The following is a 19926-nucleotide window of genomic DNA, read 5'->3' on the forward strand; positions in this document are numbered from 1 at the left end:
ACGGAAAAGATGATTCTCCAGCCTACAGCCTACGGGAAAACCCCGCAACTGTTTCATTTCTGTCCACCCCCACAGCAGGAATTATGCAAAAACTGCATAATTCAATGACGCCCCGGTGATTATGCAGAAACTGCATATTTCTCCACGTCGAATCGGATTATGCAGAAACTGTATATTTCCCAAATTCTTCTGGAAACGATACAGTAGCTGCAAAGCAGATATTTCGCTAAAAATCTGATAACGAAGTTTGAGCAAGCGAGCAAAATTTTTTTATCTTGCGACCAGTCATTTGCGCCAATACGTATGATTTTTCGCGCTCACCATCACATGGAGGTCCTTGATGAGATCTGTATATACCATTGTTTTTCTCCTTGTTTTCGCCGCGACGTCGGCATACAGCCAGCAGGAAGGTTTTGCTGGCAGGCCCATCACAAATAACCTGAGCATGCCTACCGGAAACACATTGCATGCCGGTGAATTTTCCATAGGTATCGGTCCGGTTGAATATGGCATCAGCGAGAACGTGCAGCTCGGCACGAACCTGCTCCTGTTTCTTTTCCAGGTTTACAATGCCGATGTGAAAGTCTCCTTCGTCGATACCGAACGGGAGGCCTTTGCTGCCGGTCTCGGTGTTCAGTATTTCAACCTGAACCTGCTCTCGGGAGACAATGATGTCTCCCTGACGTCACTTTCACCCTATATCGTCTATACGATGCCTGTCGGACAGAAGACACGTCTGCACCTGGGTGCCAACTATTCGTATTTCGAAGCGGATGTCGGTGTCGATGAGGTGGAAGCCACTGCCAGCACAAGCGGTACATCAGTCTCTGCCGGAGTCGAACACAGTCTTTCGCAGAAGACCAAGTTCGTCGGTGAGGCAGGATACGACATCGATTTTGAGGGACTCCGTGTCGGAGGCGGCGTGATGTGGGGTTGGGAAGTCTTCCGGCTGAAGCTTGGCCTGCTGTATTTTTCACCCAAGGGTATTGGTGGGCTCGTTCTCCCGTATGTCGGACTCTGGTGGCGATTTGACGGCTGATCCGCAGCCTTGCATGAAAACACGAAAGCCCCTCCACACCGATTGATGTGGAGGGGCTTTTGTACAAATGCGGATCGCTCTACTTCATGAAGGTCATGCTGCGCTGCAACATTGCATGCGCGCCTTCAAGCATGTAGAAGTAGGTGCCGGTCGGCAGTCCCGCGGCATCGAAGACGACCTCATGTGTTCCCTGCTCGTAGCTTCCCTCTGCAAGGACAGTCACTTCCCGTCCGAACATATCATACACCGTCAGGCGTACATGCTGGGTCTGCTCGAGTGAGAAACGTACTGTGGTCGTGGGATTGAAGGGATTGGGATAATTCTGCGCCAGCAGCATGGAACCTGCCTGCACATCGTCTCCCGGGAATTTCGGAACCCAGGGATGCGCCAGTGCAAAGGGGCCGGTCAGACTTGTCAGTCCCTGCAGTTCAACCATGTTGGCGAGGGGATAGGAGGTACCGCCAAGGCTGGTCCAGACATTGTACGGACGATTGTACACCGTCAGGGCCGCGGGCTGGGAGACCATCGGCATTGCTTCCGTATTCGTGTAATACAGGCGAATGTCGACGTCGAGGCTGGAGGCACTGCTGGAGAGGGTGAAGCTGCGGCGTACGTAGCGAACGCGGCTGAGTCCGTACGGCAGCGAACAGGGCTGCACTGTTACAGTAAAGCTGGAAATCGGGCCGCTGTTGCTCTTGACTTCCGCGACTTTCTGACCGCTGCTGTTGAGGAAGGGTGTCCAGCTGCTGCCCACTGCCTGCGTCACGGTCACGTTGCCGCCCGGCTGATTGTCAATAACGACAGTCAGTGTGTACGGTGCGTTGCTGGCCGGTGTCATGGTCACGCTGTTGTAGGCGTTGATGGTAATCGTCCTCGTATGCGTACCATACGGCAGGCGCCGTCCGTCGATGGTGAACTGCAATGCATCACCTTCGCTGCCGCTGCTGGTAATCAATGTGATTTCGGCGGCAGTGGTCGTTGCTGTCCACATCATCACCCCGCTTCCGAAATTGCCGCCGCTGTTGTTGATATGCACCGCGCGTGTGACAAGCACCGGGTATTTGCAGGCGCTTGCTGCGACGACGGACTGTGATTCCGGATCGATTTCGACGCGGCGCACAACAGTGTAGCGCGAGGTGCAGGTGTTCTGATTACCCGCACCATCGGTCACAGCGAAGGTTATGGTATGGGCGCCCGCACCAAGTACGGTATTGGGAGCCGGCAGCTGCGCGATCTGAAGGGACGCGGAGCAGTTGTCGCTCGCCTGCACCTGCGCACGCAGATCGGGCAGAATCGCTTCGTCCTGTGCGTCGCCTTCCACCTCGACATCCGCAGCACAGAGAGCGATGACCGGCGGCTGCTGGTCCTGTATGGTCACCTTCTGCACGGCCGTGCTGCTGTTCCCTGCGCCGTCAGTCACCGTCCACGTCACGGTGGTGACGCCGACCGGGTAGCTTGCGGGGGCATTGTTGGTGACGACGAGGGTGTGGGGACAGTTGTCGTCGACCGTCGGCGTTCCAAGCATCACGCCTGCTCCGTCACGCGAGCACTGCCCGGGATCGGCGGAGAGGATGAGATCCGGTGGCGCCGTAATCGTCGGAGGAATGGTTTCGGTCAGACAGATGGAAATGCTGGCCTGCTTGACCGCATTGTATGCGTTGACACGTCCATAGCCGAGTTCGTTTGACCAGGTTCCGTTCGGCTGCCCGGTTACATTGCTGTTGTAGGTGTACCCACCGACTTTCTCCGTCGTTTGCTCGAGAATATCTCGCGCCTGCTGATGTGTAAGCGAGGAATTGACAGAGTAGATCAGTGCCATGACTGCGGCTGCGTTGGGACAGGCACTCGACGTTCCATTGAAGGTCGGGTAGTAGTCGCCGCTGCTGTATCCCGCGCTGCCGCTGATGTCTGTCGAATAAATTTTGACACCCGGTGCGGCAACGTCGACGTTCGTACCGTAGTCGCTGCCCCACCAGTATTCGCCGTCGCAGCTCGAAGGGGACTTCCGTTCATCACACATGCTCATTGCGGCCACCGCAATGGTCTGATTGTAGTTGGCCGGATACTTGACCGAGCCATTGCCATTGCCCGCCGAGAAGAGAACAGTCGATCCCTTGCCCGCGCGACCCATTGTTATCGCATTGTCGATGGCATTGTTGATCAGCAGAGACGGGGATCCGCCACCCCAGGAGTTGCTCAGCACATCCGCGCCGCCGTTACTCCACGCCCAGTTGATACCGTCAGCGAGGATGGCGTCGGAAGTCGCCCAGTAAGAACCGACACCGTAGGCAATGCGGACGGGAACGATGCGGCAGTCGTAGGCAACCCCGGCGATACCGATATTATTGTTCGCGACAGCGGCAACGATACCCGCACAGTTCGTCCCGTGCGCGTCGTCGTTCTGCGGTCCGCCATTGCTTCCGAGTCCCATGGCATCATACCCGGGATTCAGGTTTGCCACGAGATCGGGATGCGAGAGATCGACGCCTTCATCGATGATGGCGACTTTGACTGAAGAGGACCCGGTGGTCAGTCCCCATGCGGCGAGCACATCCATGTCCGCGCCCGGCGTACCGTTGTACTGAATTGACGATCCATCGTTATTGATCGCCCACTGATACGGCATGTAAGGGTCGTTGGTACTCATGCGTTCAAGCAGGCGCACGAAATCGGGCTCCGCCCATGCGAAATTTCCGCTCTTCTGAAATTGCACGGCCAGTTCGAATGCGTTGCCCGCGGCATGCTTGTCCGCACTGAGCACGAAGATATTCGGGTCATAGCGGTTCGCTTCGATGACCGTCACACCGTACTGTGCTGCATAGGCCTCAAGTGCGGCACGATTCATTCCACTGCGGAGGCGAACATGAAATCGATCCTGTATGCCAAGCTCGATGCCATCATCGAGGTAGCGAAGGAAAGGATTCACCACGCGCACTTCGGGCCGGGCACTGAGCCGCTGCAGCACATCGAGCAGCTCCTGCTCTGATGTGCCATCGGCTAGGACGGCGATCACGACCCGCGGCGACGCCAGGAACATGTTCTCATCGCTGCCCGGCACAGCCTCTTCCTGCAATACGTTGCGCTGCTGTTCTTCTGGAACGTCAGCATTGAACTGAACCAGGATATGACGGTGAGACAGCTCGAAGCGGCTGCTCCCCGCGGAATTGTTGAGAACCAGTTTTTCAGGCGAGAAACGTTCAAGCGTGAATTCGCCCTCTCCCGGGTTCTGGGCACCTGCACTGACGGCAAACACCAGCACCAGAATAAATGTGAGTACGGGACGGACCATGATTTCTCCTGCTCTATGAATACTTCGGGAAACGAGGTGTGCGCTGCGAAAACAGGCGCACGAGGCGGGGACGGGAAAATGAGGCGAATCGGATTGAAAAGGTGAACCCTGTTATCCTGAACTGCCGTCTGCACCGCCGCGGAAACGCTGTAGACCGAAGAATAGTACGTATTTGCCCTATTGGGATGAAATTAATATTTGTTAAACTTCGGCAAGTCCCTTAGGAGAGCCATGCAAAACAACATCGTCTCATCCCGACTCCTCATCCGTCCCCTGCGCCTGGCCGACAGTACCGCCATCGCGGCGTACCGCGGCGACCTCGAACACATGCGCTTCCAGTCGTGGAAACCGCAGTCGGAGATCGAGGTGCGTGATTTCATCCGTGGTATGCAGGGACTCACTCCCGGACTCCCCGGTATCTGGTATCAATTCGCTCTCATTCGTCAGGCCGACGACTGCCTGGTCGGCGACTGCGGTATTCACGTGCCCCTGCAGTTCGTCGACGCTGCGGAACTCGGCTTGACACTCGCACCGGAGCACACAGGGAAAGGGTATGCTACCGAGGCGCTGCAGGCCGTGATCGCGTTTTGTTTCAACACCCTGCACATGCGCGTCATCATCGCACGCATGGCTCTGGAAAATTATGCGTCGCTCCACCTGACGGAGCGCTGTGGATTTCAGATGGACGATCCGGGGGAATACGGACTCGAACGCGACCCGGAGGAGCGCTTCGCGACACTGAAAAGAAAGCAATGGGAAATGCAGGGGGAATAGCAGGAAGGGAAATTTGAAGAATGGGGAGGCCCACGCAGGGGAAGGAAAATACCGTCAGCGATTGCTGTCCGGCGAAGACATCCGGATTTGGTTTTTCTGCATAAAATATTTCTCCTCCCACACACTCCAGCTCTGACGCTCTCCGCGCTGCAGCGCCGACTCCCGCGACTCTCCCATTGTGCGCGTTACACCGCGCCCCTGCGGAAGCGCGAGGTAATCAAACTCGGTCAGCGATCCCCGCCTGGTCGATTCCCTTGCATACTGATAGGTGAGCTGCACGGCCTGCTCAAACAGCATCGCGCCAACCGCTTCGAGCAGGTCGGCGTCTCCTGAGAACCTCGCGAAAGGAAGACCCACATTCTGCGTCAGCAGTATCGATTCGCTCAGGCCGTTTGTCCCGTCATGGTTCAGCTTCGTAAGAAGTCTCTCGACGCGAAAGGCATTGTGCAAGGCGAGCTCTTCGGTTTTCATTTCCTGCAGTTCGAGGTACCTCCTCAAGGCGGGGAGTCGGATGGCCTCGCGCTGCTGAAGAAAAAACTCCTCATCAAGCGGCTGTGCTGCCGCAGACGGCGCAGCTGACGGCAGCTGCGTCTTCCCTTCCCTTTCCTGCGCCCGGGCGTTGAAGGAAACGAGAAGAAACATACAGATGATGAACAGTGAGCGCATGAGCCGAAGCTACGTAACTTCGCGGGAAATGTAAATACGAAAAACCGCGTGTCCTGCAGCGACGGGCGCCAGGACACGCGGTATTTTCCTTGTTCAGAACATCAGTGCACGATGCTGAATTTCATGCGGCGCAGGATACGCGCTCCGTCCACGATCGCGGCGACGTAGGATCCGGCACGCAGCGATGCGGTGGAAATGTCTTCACTGAAGCTGCCATGAACTTCACGCTCACTGCCGCGATACACGCACTCACCGAGCATGTTGTAGATCTCGACATGGAGAGCGGTTGCTTCCGGTGTGTCGAATGCGACATGCAGCTGTTCGCTGGCAGGATTCGGATACAGGGTAAAGCCATCTTTCGGGACTGGGACATCCTCGACGGCGACCAGATTGCTGTAGCGGAAGGGATAGCGGGTGTTCTTCCCGAAGTCCGGGTTCACACTGTCCCACAGTCCCCCGCCGACGAGACGGAACTGGAACGACCCGGTGCCGTCATTGTTGGCCCACCAGCTGATACCATCCTGCCCCGTATCGTGAAGGACGATTTCGTAACAGCCCGGCGCCAGGTCAAGTGTGTCGTAATACGTGGTTCCGGCGGAGAAACCACTGCGACTGTAGACAGCTGAACCGTCACTGTCGAGCACTTCCCAGCGGTTTTCGTTCGGCGCATTGTTGGTATTGAAACGCACCACCAGCTTGGAGTCGAAACGGGGAACCAGATCGAAGAAACTGTACTGGGCGTCGTTGTACGCATACTCGTCGCTGCCACCATTGACGGCCGTCAGCCTGACGTCAAACATATTTTCACCGGACCATTCACCCCAGTCGAAAGCGGGAAGAAGGACGGTTTCCTTTTCCATGAACTCCAGACTGCCTGTCCATTCGTACGTGTTACTGTTTCCACCCCGGGGACCGTAGGTGATGGACATGCTGGTGAGCGGCTGCTCTCCGCGGTTCTGAACCACGATGCGCGGCTGTCCGCAGGTGGGATTGAAACGCCTGTTGAGGTTTTCCCGGCTGGGCGCGATGATGGCGTCGACGGCCGCATCCACCTGGTGGTTGGGTGCACCGTAAGAAACCAGCTGGGATTCAAACACGTAGCGGCCGAATTCGTCGTACTGACTGTCGTAGTCGATTTCGACTTCATCGCCGTTGATATAGGGTGTGAGGTCGAATTCCTCCGTCGTCGCTTCCATCCCCGGACACCAACCGGCGCGGGAATAAATCCAGGTCCCACCCTGCGGGTACAACGGATTGGTGGAACATTCCTGGATGATCTGCCAGCTCCAGCGCTGCGTACCATTCACTTTGACGCTGTGGATTTTCGGGCAGAACTCCGCGCAGTTCGTCGCATTGTCAAAATCATGTCCCGTGGCCGTCGTACGCAGCTTGAACATCTCTGCCTCGGGATTGAGCTGTATGGTACGCGCGGGAACAGCTGTCTCGAAGGTTTTAAGACTGAAGGTCCCCTGCCATACGTTCTCGATACCGAGGACGTCGCGCGGGGGCGTTCCTTCGATAAAGATGAACTTCATGTCGAGCAGTTCCTGGAAATTGCCCGCCGTCAGATGCACGGAATCGCGCAGCAGCGGAGCAAAATCGGTGACATCATACACCCACGTCCAGCCTTCACCCAGGTCGAGTCCGATGCCGTACGGTGTGATATAGCGACCCAGTTCATACCGATCGATGATTTCGAACGGATCATAGTAAAAATAATCTTCCCGGTAGAGCCATGAATCGACAGAGACGAGCTGCGAATCGATGATACTTCCGTCCGGCGCAAAATTATAGGAGTAGTATGGCGGCCAGACAAACATGCTGTCGGTCGGCATCGTCGGGCGGGTGGTATCTGAAAACAGCACGAGCAGTTGGGGCATGTTCTCCACCGTATCGATGACAAGCGTTTCCTCGACGTGGGAAGTGAACGTCCCCTGCTCGATCATGATGTTCGGGCGGTTCGTCTGCGCGGTGAAACCCTTCACCCGCCATCCATTGAAATCATCTCGCAGCGCAGCAATAAGCTGTCCGTCATGGTTGCCGGTCATATCCGTGACGATGTCGCCGCTATCCTCGTTGAAGTTGTATGCGGCAAGCAGCTGATCGAACATCGGATCAGAGGCATTGAGCTGCGCGAACGCGTGCTCCCTGACCTCGGATTCCGACAGGGCTGCTCCCCAGATGCGCACTGCATCCATGCGTCCGGTCAGTGCCTGATCCTTTGGCGAAGATATTGTGAGATCGGCGTCATTGACCGACGTGAAGGCCGGGATGGTGCCGTTGAAGGAAAGATTCTGTTCCTCTCCGTTGAGATAGAGACGAAGACGGCTGTCCTGCGTGTTCTGCGTTCCGTCGTACACCATCGCGATATGCACCCAGTCGCCGTAGCTGATGGGACGGTTCTCCGTCCTTCCATACGAATTCGATCCATTCCCGACGAGGCAGTACACATCACTGCGTCCGCTTTCCGGAGCGTTGAACTGAATTCCAATCCGGTTGTCGTTGCCCGCTCCGCGGATGATGAGATTCGACCAGCTGCGCAGCATGTCCGGCTTGAGCCATGCTTCCAGTGTGAACGCCTGCGTATCGTTCAGTTCCGGAAAGTTGCCGCAGTTGACATGACTGTAGACATCGAACGACAGCAGTCCGTCAGTCTCCATCGATATGAAGCTGCGTTCTTCACCGGCGTCCGAAGCGAGCAGGGTCACGCCCTCACCTTCGACGTCATCAAAGCGAATTTCGACGAGCACATCACCCGACCAGTAGCTGAAGGGCTGGATGAACTGCACGGCGTTCCAGGCGTTCGGCTCCAGCATGTATGCGCCGTCGTAGACAGTGACCCAGCCAAGATCGCGCAGGGGAGTATTGTCCTGCCACACGCCAGCGGTATAGCGGCGCAGACGCACCGACAGACGGCAGCGGCTGCTTTCCCCTTCGCCTGCCTGGAAACGGAGTCCCGTGAGATTCTCAAACGCCACTCCGGCCGTGGTCATTTCCTCCTGCGTCCAGAGAAAGTACATGCTGCCGTCCGGACTGCCGTCGCGGAAGGCTTCCATGACTTCACTCCCGTCACCGATCTGATAGGCGGCAAAGTCCGTCGTGTCATCGTAGACAATGTTTTGCTCGAGACGCGGATAGAATCGCCAGGAAGGTGAATTCATATAGCCGACAGTATCCGGTGTCGCACCGTTGATCGTGAAATTGGGATGCGTCACCTCGTTGGAATCATACACACCCGTGTGGTCATACAAACGGGCATACGTGAGATAATCCCACTCCCCGCATGCCGGATTCTGCGACGGATCGCATTTCAGCTTGTAGTACATGAGAATTTTCTCGTACTGCACGTCGCCTGAAGGAAATTCGAACCATCCTTCCTTCGGCGAATTCCATCCGGAATTCACAGGCCATTCCCAGGTGAAGGTCTGTACGACAAGCGTATCACCGGGTCCTGCAACGGCCGTCTGAAAAAGGATGAAAAACAGTGGGAGGAAACGTAGGAGTGGAGATTTCATAAGAGGATCCGAGCGATGGGAAGGACAAAGGAATCTGTAACTCATCTGAGCAGGATTCAATATAATGAGAATCCGGCACTTGCGCACGGCTGCGTCTGCTGTCGACGCTCCCTGCACCATTTTTCCTCAACAGGCATCCTATCATATAGAAGGAAACGTGCCTCCCGTCCCGTAGCCCGGGTCGCTGCGTTTTCCCCGAACAACCGATTCATCAATCGTGAGGATATACAGCAATGAAACTGAACGTCGGATCATCTGACCGCATCATCCGTATTGCCGCAGGAATCATTCTCATCGCACTGTTCTTCATTCTGGATGGCGGATTGCGTTATATCGGTCTGCTGGGCATCGTGATACTGCTGACAGCCGCCTTCAACTACTGTCCGCTCTATACCGTCCTTGGTATGTCGACCCGCAAAGCCACATCCGACAACGACACGCGGAGCTGACGAGGAAAGCATCGATATCCGCCTCAGATCCAAACAGCACGTTCGGTTTCCGGACAGTACACGCCCCGATATGTTCGGTTTCCGAACAATAGTGTTAGCGTTTTATTAGTATTCAGGCCAAAATACAGTTTTTTACTAATTGGCTTGATTATTGCACATTTTAATCCTGAGTGGATGGTGCAGAGCCTTCTGCATCATCGGGAATGCAGCTTCCCAGCTGCATGAATAACTCCTTCCCACCTCCCTATACACTCATCACTATCAGGCGAACGGGCCCGGAATACCGGGCCTGTTTTTTTATATGCGAAAACCCCTGTAAAAACAGGGGTTTTCTCGTTAACAGTCTTTTGCGTCCTGGATACGCGGACTCAGGCGAGGTGGCCGGTGCCAGCTTCCGTGGAAGCTTTTAGACGATCAGATCCAGGACACCAGTTCCTGTGTCTGTCCGGGAATATTGATAGTGAGGTTGACGAGTGGAATCGTCGTGCTTGCACTTTCCTGGACATACTTGACCTGGGTTGCCGGATCGTTCGAGAACCAGAAGATGAGTTTTGTTTCGAGTTTCACTGAGCCGAGCAGGTCGAATGTCGCGGTAATACTCGTTTTCCAGGTTGTGATCTCCTTGCCATTGGCCGTGACTTTTTCTTCCCTGGCCTCAAGCTTTCCTTTCATAGAAGCATCAACCGACACCGTCTGTCCACTGATCGTGAAGTTCATGGGAATACCATTGGGATCGCCAACATCCCACTCCGCGCCCGGCTGGAGTGCGTCGCCGTTCTCATCGTAATACTTCGCGATTTGATCCCAGGTCTGCGCAGGAATGGTCGGCACACCGACGTTTCCGAATTTCATCACTTCCGCGATGAATTTCTGCAGGGTTTCGTACACGAAGCCATAGGCCATGATGGACCGGGTGTAGGCACTTCCGTCGCCGCGTGTGTAATCGTCAGTGCGCACATACAGCGTGTCGCGCTCATTGGTCTCGCGGTTCACGCCGATGCGTGAGAACCAATCATTGTAAATACCGATTTTACCGGAGCCGGTATTGAATTTAATCTCGTATTTGGCCTTGGTCGATTCGATTTTCTGATTGTTTTCGTCGAGATCCCACATGTCATAGGTAAACTGGTCACCGGCGTGCAGGCGAATATACACCTGCTCATATCCCTTGTTGGGATCAGCGGGGTTGTCATCGTCATCGCTGCAGCCCGCAACGAAAAGCAGCGACGGCAGCATGGCGACCATCAACAGCGGTAGCGTCCAACGTTTCATCATATCGTGAAATCTCCTGTGTGGTGGATTGGTTTGTGAACTGCCGTTCCAATGAGCAAAATATACGAAAAAAGGGATGTCATATCGACATCCCTTTCCATACGGTCTGGTAGAAAATCCTGTGCTTACGCCTCGGGCGGATACACGCTGACCTGCTTGCGATCACGGCCAACGCGCTCAAAGGTCACCGTTCCGTCGACGAGCGCGAAAAGGCTGTCGTCGCCGGCACGCTTGACATTGTTGCCGGGATGGAACTTGGTACCGCGCTGACGCACGATGATGGATCCCGCCGTTACATGCTCACCGCCGAAGGCCTTGACACCCAGGTACTGGGGATTGCTGTCGCGACCATTGCGGGAACTGCCGAGTCCTTTTTTATGGGCCATTTCTAACTCCTCGGGCTGTATTATTTTTCGATACTGTCGATTTCGATGCGGGTGAACTGCTGACGGTGACCGTTCAGCTTACGATACCCTTTGCGGCGCTTTTTCTTGAAGACGACCACTTTGTCATCCTTCATGTGCTCAAGCACAGTCGCAGTCACTTTCATGGCGTCGACCGACGGGGTACCGACAACGACACCGCTGTCATCGGAGAACAGCTTCACATCGTCGAATTCCACTTTGCCGCCGACTTCGGTTTCGAGCAGCGGGACGTACAGCTTCTGCGCGGTCGTGACCTTGAACTGTTTTCCGCTGATGTTGACAATCGCGTACATTTCTAATCCTTCTATTCAAAAGTGTTCTTCACTCTTCAAGAATATGAAATTTAGCGAAATCCGTTTTCACAGTCAATAGGGAAATTCAATTCGATGCGAAATCCCGATTATCCGGGGAAATGCCGGGAGAGCCGTGCACCGGTGGGACCCGTGCTCGGCTGCTGATCGTCCTGCAGCACTTGAATTATCAGCAGGGACAGCCGGCCAGCGGCCACTGCGGCGCTCCCTGCACTTACGGCGTCCCGGGCAGATGGCGTCCCGGGCAGATGGCGTCCGGGGCAGAGGGCGTCCGGGGCAGAGGGATTCACCTGCAGTGCAGCCGATAAATTTTCCCCCTTGTCCCGCCAGCGCCCCCGGTCGTATATTTCCTTTTGTGAATACGATACGGCAGCGAACCCGAACCTTCATATATCTCCTTTTTCTCCTGATAGTACTTTCCCCCGCGCTTTCCGCGCAGGTATTCAGCACGGACGATTCCGCATCTGAAGCTGAAGACGGGAAGGCATTGTCGGACGAAAAGCGCACGGACGTCGCGCTCAACGCCTTTGTTGTCGGCGCTCTCCACGAATACGCCGAAGAGTACGGGAAGGCGTTGACCGCATATTCCACCGCCCTGCGTTTCGACAACGATGCCGCGATACACGACGCCATCGTACGCTGCGCACTCGCGACGGAGGATCATGTCACCGCGCTTTCGCATCTTCGCAGTGCACTTGCGGTGGGCAGTGACAGCACGCGGCGTCTGAAATTACTTGGTGAAGCGTATATGGCCGCGGGACGCCCCGACTCCGCCCTCATGTATTTCGAGCAGGTACTCCTGCGTACCGAGGACGAGCAGGTGCTGCACGCTGCGGCGGGACTCCATATGAAACAGGGAGCGTACATGCGCGCCGCCGCTCTGTATGGCAAGCTCCGGGAACGTAACCCGCAGAAGTATGGCTACACACTCATGCTTGCCGAATCACTCATGAAAGCCGGCAACTGGGACTCCGCCTCCGATCTGCTCTATCCCCTTGCCGGAGACAGCGCCATCGGGCACGAAGACCGCCTCCAGATCGGCAAACTGTATTTTCAGAAATCCCTCGAAGAGCACAGGGATGTCACGCGCGCGATCGCAGTATTCGACACGCTGCATGCAAGCTTCCCGAAAGACTGGCGTCCCCTCTGGTTTCGCGGCGCCGTGCTTTTCAACGAGGGCGCAATCGACGACGCCATCGTTTCGTTCGAGGAAGTTCTGCGACTGGCACCGGACAACCGGGAGGCCGTCTCCGTCCTTGCGCGCGCCCTGATATCAAGAGAGCGCTACGAAAAAGCAATCTCACTGCTCAGCGGCGTCGTCGACCGTGGCGAGGCCAGCGCTGAAACATATACACTGCTCGGACACGTATACGGAGTGCTCGGAGATCACAATCGCGCGAAAAAGGCGCTCGAAGAAGCTCTGCGGTTGGATCCCTCGAATGAAGCACTGCGCGATACCGTCGAAAAAATGAACCATCAACCCTGAATAGTTTCCTGACGAACGCATGCCTGTTTCCCGTCTCTTCCCCGTTCTTCTCCTCACAATCCTCCTTGCCGGCTGCGCCGGTACGCCAGCCATCGATACCACCAAGCCCATCGATCCGGCCGAAGTCATGCGTCTCGTCGAAGCACGCAATGCCGAACTGCACGCACTCGAAGGCTATGGGAAAATCTCGGTGGATACTCCGGAGTTCGCCAACAGCGGCGCAATCAATCTGAGCATCCTGAAACCCGACAGCATGCAGATAGAAATCTCCGGTCCCTTCGGCATGACCTTCGTCCGGGCCATGGTTACGCAACGCTCGTTCCAGGTGTACAACGGGATTGAAAACACGCTGACCGAAGGACAGACCACGCTGCGGAATCTCAAGCGGGTGCTGCGCCTTTCGCTGAAGTTCAATGATTTTCTCGACATCCTCACCGGCACCGTCGGCTTCGACCTCGTTCCGCCCCGCGGCAAACCCGAGACCGCTCTTGACGGCAGCAGCTATACGATGCGCTGGGATACGGCGGAAGGGACACTCACCTACGTCATTGATCTCGATTACATCGCGGTACAGCGCTTCACCCGGCGCGACCACAGCGGCAGCATCCTCGAGGATATCACCTTCCGCGACTTCCGAAAAAAATCGGGCATGCATCTGCCGCAAATTGTCATGATTTCCCGCCCCGACCTCGATGAGAGCTTCTCCCTGGTCTACGATTCCCAGAATATCAATGACCTCCCCATCGAGTTCTCCTTCTCCTATCCGCCTTCGGCAAGGAAAATATCCTTCTAGACTTGCGGCGTCCTTTTCAACCACAGCCTGATAGAACGCCCATAACTCGCTGTATTTCAATTGGTTTTCCATTGCGAAATCCGTAAGTTTTTTGCAATCGGACGAACTCTGTACAGCGTATGACCGTGAATTCACGCCATGTTTTTCTTGCGCTCGCCGTCGCGCTGCTTTTTGCGGCGGGTACGGGCACGCTATTGACACAGAGCGTGAAGAAAAAACAGGCTGAACTTAAAAAACTCCGCAGTGAGATCGAGCGGTATGAAACGCGCATCAAGGAAAGCGAGAAACAGGAACGGGGGGCGCTGCAGCGGCTGGATGACTACGACAAGCAGACCTCGCTGATCCGCTCCCTGCTGTCGCGTCTTTCGGAAGAGATTCTTGAGAACCAGAAAGAGATTGCGATTGCACAGCTGAACCTGGCGACGGCGCAGAAGGAGCTCAAGCGACTCAAAAAGGAGTACACGCGCACCATTGTGAACATGTACAAACAGGGACGCACGCATGACACCGAGCTGCTGCTCTCGTCGCGTTCGATCAACGAGATGTTCATCCGTGCAAAATATCTCAAGGCCTACAGTGAGCGGCAGCGTGGCAACGCGCGGGAAATCCGCCGGCGGCAGGAAAAAATCGAGATGCAGAAACTGCTGCTGGAGGAGAAGCTGAAGGAGCAGAAGGCGGCGATTACCGAGAAGCGCGTCGAGGAGGGTGCGCTCAAGAACAAGGTACTCAAGCACAAGTCGCTGCTGCGGAAAGTGCGGCAGGACAGACAGTCGTATGAAAAGCGGCTCAAGCAGAAGCAGGCCGCCGCACGGAAGGTGGAGCGTGTCATTGCAGATCTGATCGACCGTGAACGTCGCCGCCTGGCGGAAGCGAACAGGAAGAAGAGCGGGAGCAAAGCGAGTACGGACATCGCCGCGCTGCCGAGTAAACCGATTTCGAACACGGCGTTCGGAAAGCTGCGGGGACGTCTGCCCTGGCCGGTCTCGAAAGGCGCGGTTGTGGGGTATTTCGGAAAACACACCAATCCCCGGTGGGGAACGGTTTCAGACAGTCCCGGCATCGACATCTCTGTCCCTCACGGCAGCCAGGTACGCTCCGTGGCCGACGGTGTCGTCACCATTGTACGCTTCCTTCCCGGCTACGGAAACCTCGTCATCGTCCGGCATGATGATGGATTCTTCACCGTGTACGCGCACCTGTCAGAGTTCATCGTGCGAGAGGACCAGAAAGTGAAAGCAGGACAGGTAATCGGAAAAAGCGGCGAAGGCATTTCCGGTCCTGTCCTGCATTTCGAGCTCTGGTACGAGAAGGTCAAGCAGGATCCCATCTCCTGGCTGACGAAGCGCTGACGCAGAATATTTCAGGGAACATCAACTGCGATCACACCTCAGCGCATATCATTTCCCGTGATATAATCTTTCAGGTAATGGATGGTGACATCCTTTTCGTCGTGTTCCGATTTGACGAGGTCACCGATGGATATCATTCCTGCGACATGATCGTCTTCCATCACCGGGAGGTGGCGGATTCGTTTTTCCGTCATGATGCTCATTACCTCCTCGACTTCATCATCAAGCTGCCCGATGATGAGGTTTGTTGTCATGGCATCACTGACGAGTACTTCAGCAAGGCGCTCGGCCTGCACGGCACAGACACGCAGGGAATCACGTTCCGTAAAAATCCCAACGGGACGAGCTCCGTCGACCACGAGCAGTGAACCGATGTTGTACTGTATGAGCATATGTATCGCATCCTTGACGGATTTCTCCGGATGTATGCTGAACACGGTTGATCCCTTGGCCTTCACAATATCTCTGAGTTTCATGGAAGGGTCTCCTCGAACGAGTATATATGCGGATTTGCCAATACAGAATAGGGATTGGAGGCTGAAAACGCAAGGTCCCCGAAAGGGGACCCTGCGAAAACAGAATACGAGTAAAGCGATCAGAGCAGGAAGGAGATGAGAATACCTGCGGCAACGGCCGATCCGATGACGCCCGCGACATTCGGTCCCATTGCATGCATCAGCAGGTAATTGCTCTTGTCATATTCGAGTCCGATGTTATGACAGACACGGGCGGAATCCGGTACCGCCGAAACGCCGGCCGCACCGATGAGGGGATTGATCTTGTTGCCTTCCTTCAGGAAGAGATTCATGAATTTCGCGAACAGCACACCGCAGGCCGTGGCGACGGCGAACGATCCGGCCCCCAGCGCGAAAATGAGAATGGACTGCGAGTTGAGGAAGGTCGTCGCCTGCGTGGAAGCGCCGACGGTGACACCGAGCAGAATGGTGACGATGTCAATCAGCGGATTGCGCGCGGTTTCCATCAGGCGCTTCGTGACGCCACTCTCCTTGAGCACGTTCCCGAAGAACAGCATACCGAGCAGAGGCAGCGCTCCGGGAGAAATGAACGTCGTGACGATAAAACCGATGATGGGAAACATGATCTTTTCCTTGCGCGAAACGGCGCGCGGCGGCTTCATGCGAATCACGCGTTCCTTTTTCGTCGTGAGCAGACGCATGATGGGAGGCTGGATGATCGGGACGAGTCCCATATACGAATACGCAGCAATGGCGATGGCACCGATCAGATGCGGCGCGAGCTTGGAGGCGATGAAAATTGCCGTCGGACCGTCAGCTCCTCCAATAATGCCGATGGCACCGGCTTCGAGCGGATCAAATCCGAGCGCAAGCGCCCCGAGCAGGGTGAGGAAAATACCGATCTGCGCGGCGGCACCCAGCAGTACGAGCTTCGGGTTGGAGAGCATGGCGGAAAAATCCGTCATCGCCCCGATACCGAGAAAAATGAGCGGAGGATAGATACCCTTGACGACACCATAGTAAAGGTAATTGAGCACGCTCCCCTCTTCGTAAATCCCGATCTGCAGACCGACATTTTCGAGAAAGGGAATGTTGCCGAGAATGATACCGAAACCGATTGGGACGAGCAGCAGGGGCTCATAGTCTTTTTTGATGGCGATGTAAATGAAAAAGAGTCCCACCGCCAGCATCACCACGTGACCGATGGTCAGATTGGCGAAGCCACTGTATGAGAGGAAATGAAAAAATCCATCCATTGCGGCTACCCTCCGATTTCGACCAGCGGGTCGCCTTCAAGCACGTTGTCGCCTTTCGCGACCTTGAGTGCAGACACGGTGCCGTCACCGGGCGCCGCGATATTGTTTTCCATCTTCATGGCTTCCATGACCATGAGGACGTCACCCGCTTTGACGGTGTCGCCTTCCTTGACCTTGATCTCGAGAATGACACCCGGCAGAGGCGCTTTGATGAGTGTGCCCTTGGCGGCATCGGGTGCGGACGTTTTGCGCGGACGCTCCGATTCGGTGTGGTACACTGGTTTGCGGACCAGTGTCGGCGTCTTGCTCACGCGACGCTCCGCCTCGTACTGCACTTCGTACACGGTGCCATTGACGTCAACGGACGCGACACCTTCATCGACTTTTTTTATCTCCACGGCGTAGTCATTGCCGTGAATCTTCATGGTGAATTTGCGATTGGAATCCATTATTCCTGCTACCTCGGTCAGCGTTTGGATTTCTGTGTGAAAGGGGAAGGTGTCATGCCGTACAGTTTCGAACTCCACGGAGAGTACGGGCGTGAGATCTTCTTTATCGTGATGATGGTGCGTTCTTCGTCATGCAGTTCAAAGAGGTGTTGCTCAAGTGCCGTAGCGATGGCGGCGACAACTTCGCCGGAAACGCCGTTCCGCACAGGCACCTCCTTCGATGCTTCAGGTGTGCGTTTTTTCCTTGATGCAATGACTTTGAGGAAGCGTATCAGGAGAGAGATGATGGTCAGGGAAATAAAGACCACGATCACACCGACGATGGCAATCATGATGCCATCCCCGGCGAGAATGCTGTCCATTCCCGTGCGGCCCCACGATGTCAGCGTATCACCGGCCTGGACCAGTGTATCACTGGCCTGGACAAGTGTATCGCTGACCTGTGGCGCCATCGCAGCGCTGAGTGCATTCTGTGCCGGCATCACTCCCCCTACATCGGAATATTGCTGTGTTTTTTCATCGGGAGCGAATCCCGCTTTGTACTCAGACTCTGCAGAGCGCGGATGATGCGGAAACGCGTATTGCGCGGCTCGATGACATCATCGATGTACCCGTACTTCGCGGCCACATACGGCGTCGCGAATTTCTTGCGGTACTCATCCTCCATCATGGAAATGAATTGTCCGCGCGCTTCGGAGTCTTTTTTCGACAGCTCCCTGCCGTACAGCACCTCGATGGCGCCCCGGGGACCCATGACGGCAATCTCCGCTGTTGGCCAGGCGTAGTTCAGATCACCGCGCAGATGCTTGGAGCCCATCACGTCGTAGGCACCACCGTAGGCTTTGCGCAGGATGATGGTGACTTTCGGCACCGTGGCTTCGCCGTACGCGAAAAGCAGCTTCGCACCGTTGGTGATGATGCCGCCGTATTCCTGCGCCGTGCCGGGGAGAAAACCGGGGACGTCGACGAGTGTGACGATAGGGATATTGAACGCGTCGCAGAAGCGAATGAAACGCGCACCCTTTTTTGAACAGTTGATATCGAGCACACCCGCAAGATAGCTGGGCTGATTGGCGACGATACCCACCGACTGACCGTCGAAACGGGCAAAGCCCACCATGAGATTCGGCGCATAATGCCGCTGCACTTCCAGAAATTCCCCGTTGTCCACCACCGCATGAATCACATCCTTGATGTCATATGGCTTGTTCGGGTTATCGGGAATAATATAGTTGAGTGCATCCTCCAGCCTGTCGATCGGGTCATTGCTCTCCAGCCGCGGCGTCTCTTCCATATTGTTCTGCGGAATGAAGCTGAAGAGTTTACGGATGAGCGAGATCTGTTCCTCGTCGTTTTCGCAGGCGAAGTGTGCCACACCGGATTTCGTGGTGTGTATGCTCGCACCGCCGAGCTGCTCGGTGGTGACTTCCTCGTTGGTCACGGATTTGACGACCTTCGGTCCCGTCACGAACATGTAGCTCGTTTCCCGCGTCATGAGGATGAAGTCCGTGATGGCCGGAGAATACACCGCACCGCCGGCACAGGGACCGAACACCCCGGAGATCTGCGGGATCACACCGGAGGAAAGAATGTTGCGCTCAAAAATGTCGGCGTAACCGCCGAGGCTCTTGACACCCTCCTGAATACGCGCCCCACCTGAATCGTTGAGTCCGATGACGGGGGCACCCGCCTTCATTGCCATGTCCATGATCTTGCAGATCTTCCGCGCATACATCTCGGAAAGCGATCCGCCGAATACCGTAAAATCCTGGGAAAATACATAGACGAGCCGGCCGTCAATCGTGCCGTATCCCGTCACCACGCCGTCAGAAAGATAGGCCTCGTTTTCGAGACCGAAATCAATGCAGCGATGGCTGACAAACATGTCGAATTCCTCGAAACTGCCGTCATCGAGCAGAAGCTCGAGCCGCTCGCGCGCGGTCAGCTTGCCCTTGGCGTGCTGCGACTCGATGCGCTTTTCTCCACCGCCCATACGGGCCTGCTCTCGCTTCTCGAGGAGTTCCTTGATCTTGTCTTCGATTGCCATGATAATAGCGTCCTTGCGACGATGTTTAATGCTCTATGCACAGGATCGGGGCAAACCCGCTTCCGTTTGTGCCAATATGTCGTTTCAAAACTCCCAATTGTTACAAAATTATCGATTTGCCGCTTCACTTCCAACCACAACTGCTGCGGATGTGCAATCAGATGCGAAGTTTTATGCAGTTTCTGCATAAAATCCCGGACCGGGGACTGATTTTTCAGGGATATGCGTGCAGACATTCACGAATCGCGGTAGCATGCGCAGACTGCGATCACGGAGAATTAATGCAGGGAGAAGCGCGAATTTGCGTATATTTCGCTGATGTTATCACTT

Annotated in this window: 17 protein-coding genes; 6 read left to right on the plus strand and 11 right to left on the minus strand. The window is 55.6% G+C overall.

From position 1 onward, the window contains the following. The first annotated feature begins 340 nt into the window (after window positions 1–340). Window positions 341–1039, plus strand: coding sequence for a porin family protein (locus KQI65_10740; protein MCB2205215.1), 699 nt, complete (start codon window positions 341–343; stop codon window positions 1037–1039). Between the two features lie 79 nt (window positions 1040–1118). On the opposite strand, the gene KQI65_10745 is transcribed toward KQI65_10740, so the two are convergent. Further along, the gene (locus tag KQI65_10745) at window positions 1119–4328 is read right to left on the minus strand and encodes a S8 family serine peptidase (protein ID MCB2205216.1); all 3210 of its coding nucleotides are present in this window, start codon (window positions 4326–4328) and stop codon (window positions 1119–1121) included. A gap of 231 nt (window positions 4329–4559) precedes the next feature. On the opposite strand from KQI65_10745, the gene KQI65_10750 reads away from it, so the two are divergent. Continuing rightward, window positions 4560–5102, plus strand: coding sequence for a GNAT family N-acetyltransferase (locus KQI65_10750; protein ID MCB2205217.1), 543 nt, complete (start codon window positions 4560–4562; stop codon window positions 5100–5102). 54 nt (window positions 5103–5156) lie between these two features. On the opposite strand, the gene KQI65_10755 is transcribed toward KQI65_10750, so the two are convergent. Continuing rightward, on the minus strand, window positions 5157–5768 hold the full coding sequence (locus KQI65_10755; protein ID MCB2205218.1) for a hypothetical protein: 612 nt from the start codon (window positions 5766–5768) through the stop codon (window positions 5157–5159). 101 nt (window positions 5769–5869) lie between these two features. Further along, the gene (locus KQI65_10760) at window positions 5870–9283 is read right to left on the minus strand and encodes a T9SS type A sorting domain-containing protein (GenBank protein ID MCB2205219.1); all 3414 of its coding nucleotides are present in this window, start codon (window positions 9281–9283) and stop codon (window positions 5870–5872) included. A gap of 233 nt (window positions 9284–9516) precedes the next feature. Here KQI65_10760 and KQI65_10765 point away from each other — a divergent pair, with 233 nt between their 5' ends. After that, window positions 9517–9732: a DUF2892 domain-containing protein gene (locus tag KQI65_10765; GenBank protein MCB2205220.1), complete on the plus strand. Its 216-nt coding sequence runs from the start codon at window positions 9517–9519 to the stop codon at window positions 9730–9732. 414 nt (window positions 9733–10146) lie between these two features. Here the strand turns inward: KQI65_10765 and KQI65_10770 are convergent, their stop codons facing one another. The 3 genes from KQI65_10770 to rplU form a co-directional block, all read right to left on the minus strand. Next, entirely contained in the window at window positions 10147–11007 is an 861-nt protein-coding gene (locus KQI65_10770) for a hypothetical protein (protein MCB2205221.1), read from the minus strand. A 122-nt stretch (window positions 11008–11129) separates the two neighbouring features. Next, entirely contained in the window at window positions 11130–11390 is a 261-nt protein-coding gene (rpmA, locus tag KQI65_10775; GenBank protein MCB2205222.1) for a 50S ribosomal protein L27, read from the minus strand. Window positions 11391–11410: 20 nt separating this feature from the next. Beyond that, window positions 11411–11722, minus strand: a complete 312-nt coding sequence (rplU, locus tag KQI65_10780) for a 50S ribosomal protein L21 (protein ID MCB2205223.1) — start codon at window positions 11720–11722, stop codon at window positions 11411–11413. Window positions 11723–12227: 505 nt separating this feature from the next. On the opposite strand from rplU, the gene KQI65_10785 reads away from it, so the two are divergent. The 3 genes from KQI65_10785 (at window position 12228) to KQI65_10795 (ending at window position 15368) form a co-directional block, all read left to right on the plus strand. Continuing rightward, a complete protein-coding gene (locus KQI65_10785) occupies window positions 12228–13226 on the plus strand; it encodes a tetratricopeptide repeat protein (GenBank protein ID MCB2205224.1) in 999 nt (332 codons plus the stop codon). A gap of 19 nt (window positions 13227–13245) precedes the next feature. Further along, complete coding sequence (locus KQI65_10790; GenBank protein MCB2205225.1) at window positions 13246–14019, plus strand: DUF4292 domain-containing protein; 774 nt, start codon at window positions 13246–13248, stop codon at window positions 14017–14019. A gap of 119 nt (window positions 14020–14138) precedes the next feature. Further along, window positions 14139–15368 (plus strand): peptidoglycan DD-metalloendopeptidase family protein, encoded by a 1230-nt coding sequence (locus KQI65_10795; GenBank protein MCB2205226.1) that lies wholly within the window; start codon window positions 14139–14141, stop codon window positions 15366–15368. Between the two features lie 38 nt (window positions 15369–15406). Here KQI65_10795 and KQI65_10800 read toward each other — a convergent pair whose 3' ends face one another. From KQI65_10800 to KQI65_10820, 5 genes are all read right to left on the minus strand, one after another. Then, window positions 15407–15844: a CBS domain-containing protein gene (locus KQI65_10800; GenBank protein ID MCB2205227.1), complete on the minus strand. Its 438-nt coding sequence runs from the start codon at window positions 15842–15844 to the stop codon at window positions 15407–15409. Between the two features lie 119 nt (window positions 15845–15963). Then, on the minus strand, window positions 15964–17100 hold the full coding sequence (locus tag KQI65_10805; protein ID MCB2205228.1) for a sodium ion-translocating decarboxylase subunit beta: 1137 nt from the start codon (window positions 17098–17100) through the stop codon (window positions 15964–15966). A 5-nt stretch (window positions 17101–17105) separates the two neighbouring features. Then, entirely contained in the window at window positions 17106–17549 is a 444-nt protein-coding gene (locus tag KQI65_10810; GenBank protein MCB2205229.1) for a biotin/lipoyl-binding protein, read from the minus strand. Between the two features lie 17 nt (window positions 17550–17566). Continuing rightward, the gene (locus KQI65_10815; protein MCB2205230.1) at window positions 17567–18031 is read right to left on the minus strand and encodes an OadG family protein; all 465 of its coding nucleotides are present in this window, start codon (window positions 18029–18031) and stop codon (window positions 17567–17569) included. 8 nt (window positions 18032–18039) lie between these two features. Then, window positions 18040–19596: an acyl-CoA carboxylase subunit beta gene (locus KQI65_10820; protein ID MCB2205231.1), complete on the minus strand. Its 1557-nt coding sequence runs from the start codon at window positions 19594–19596 to the stop codon at window positions 18040–18042. Window positions 19597–19926: the final 330 nt, after the last annotated feature.

It is taken from the genome of bacterium (assembly GCA_020444325.1).
Lineage (GTDB): Bacteria > Bacteroidota > Ignavibacteria > SZUA-365 > SZUA-365 > BM516.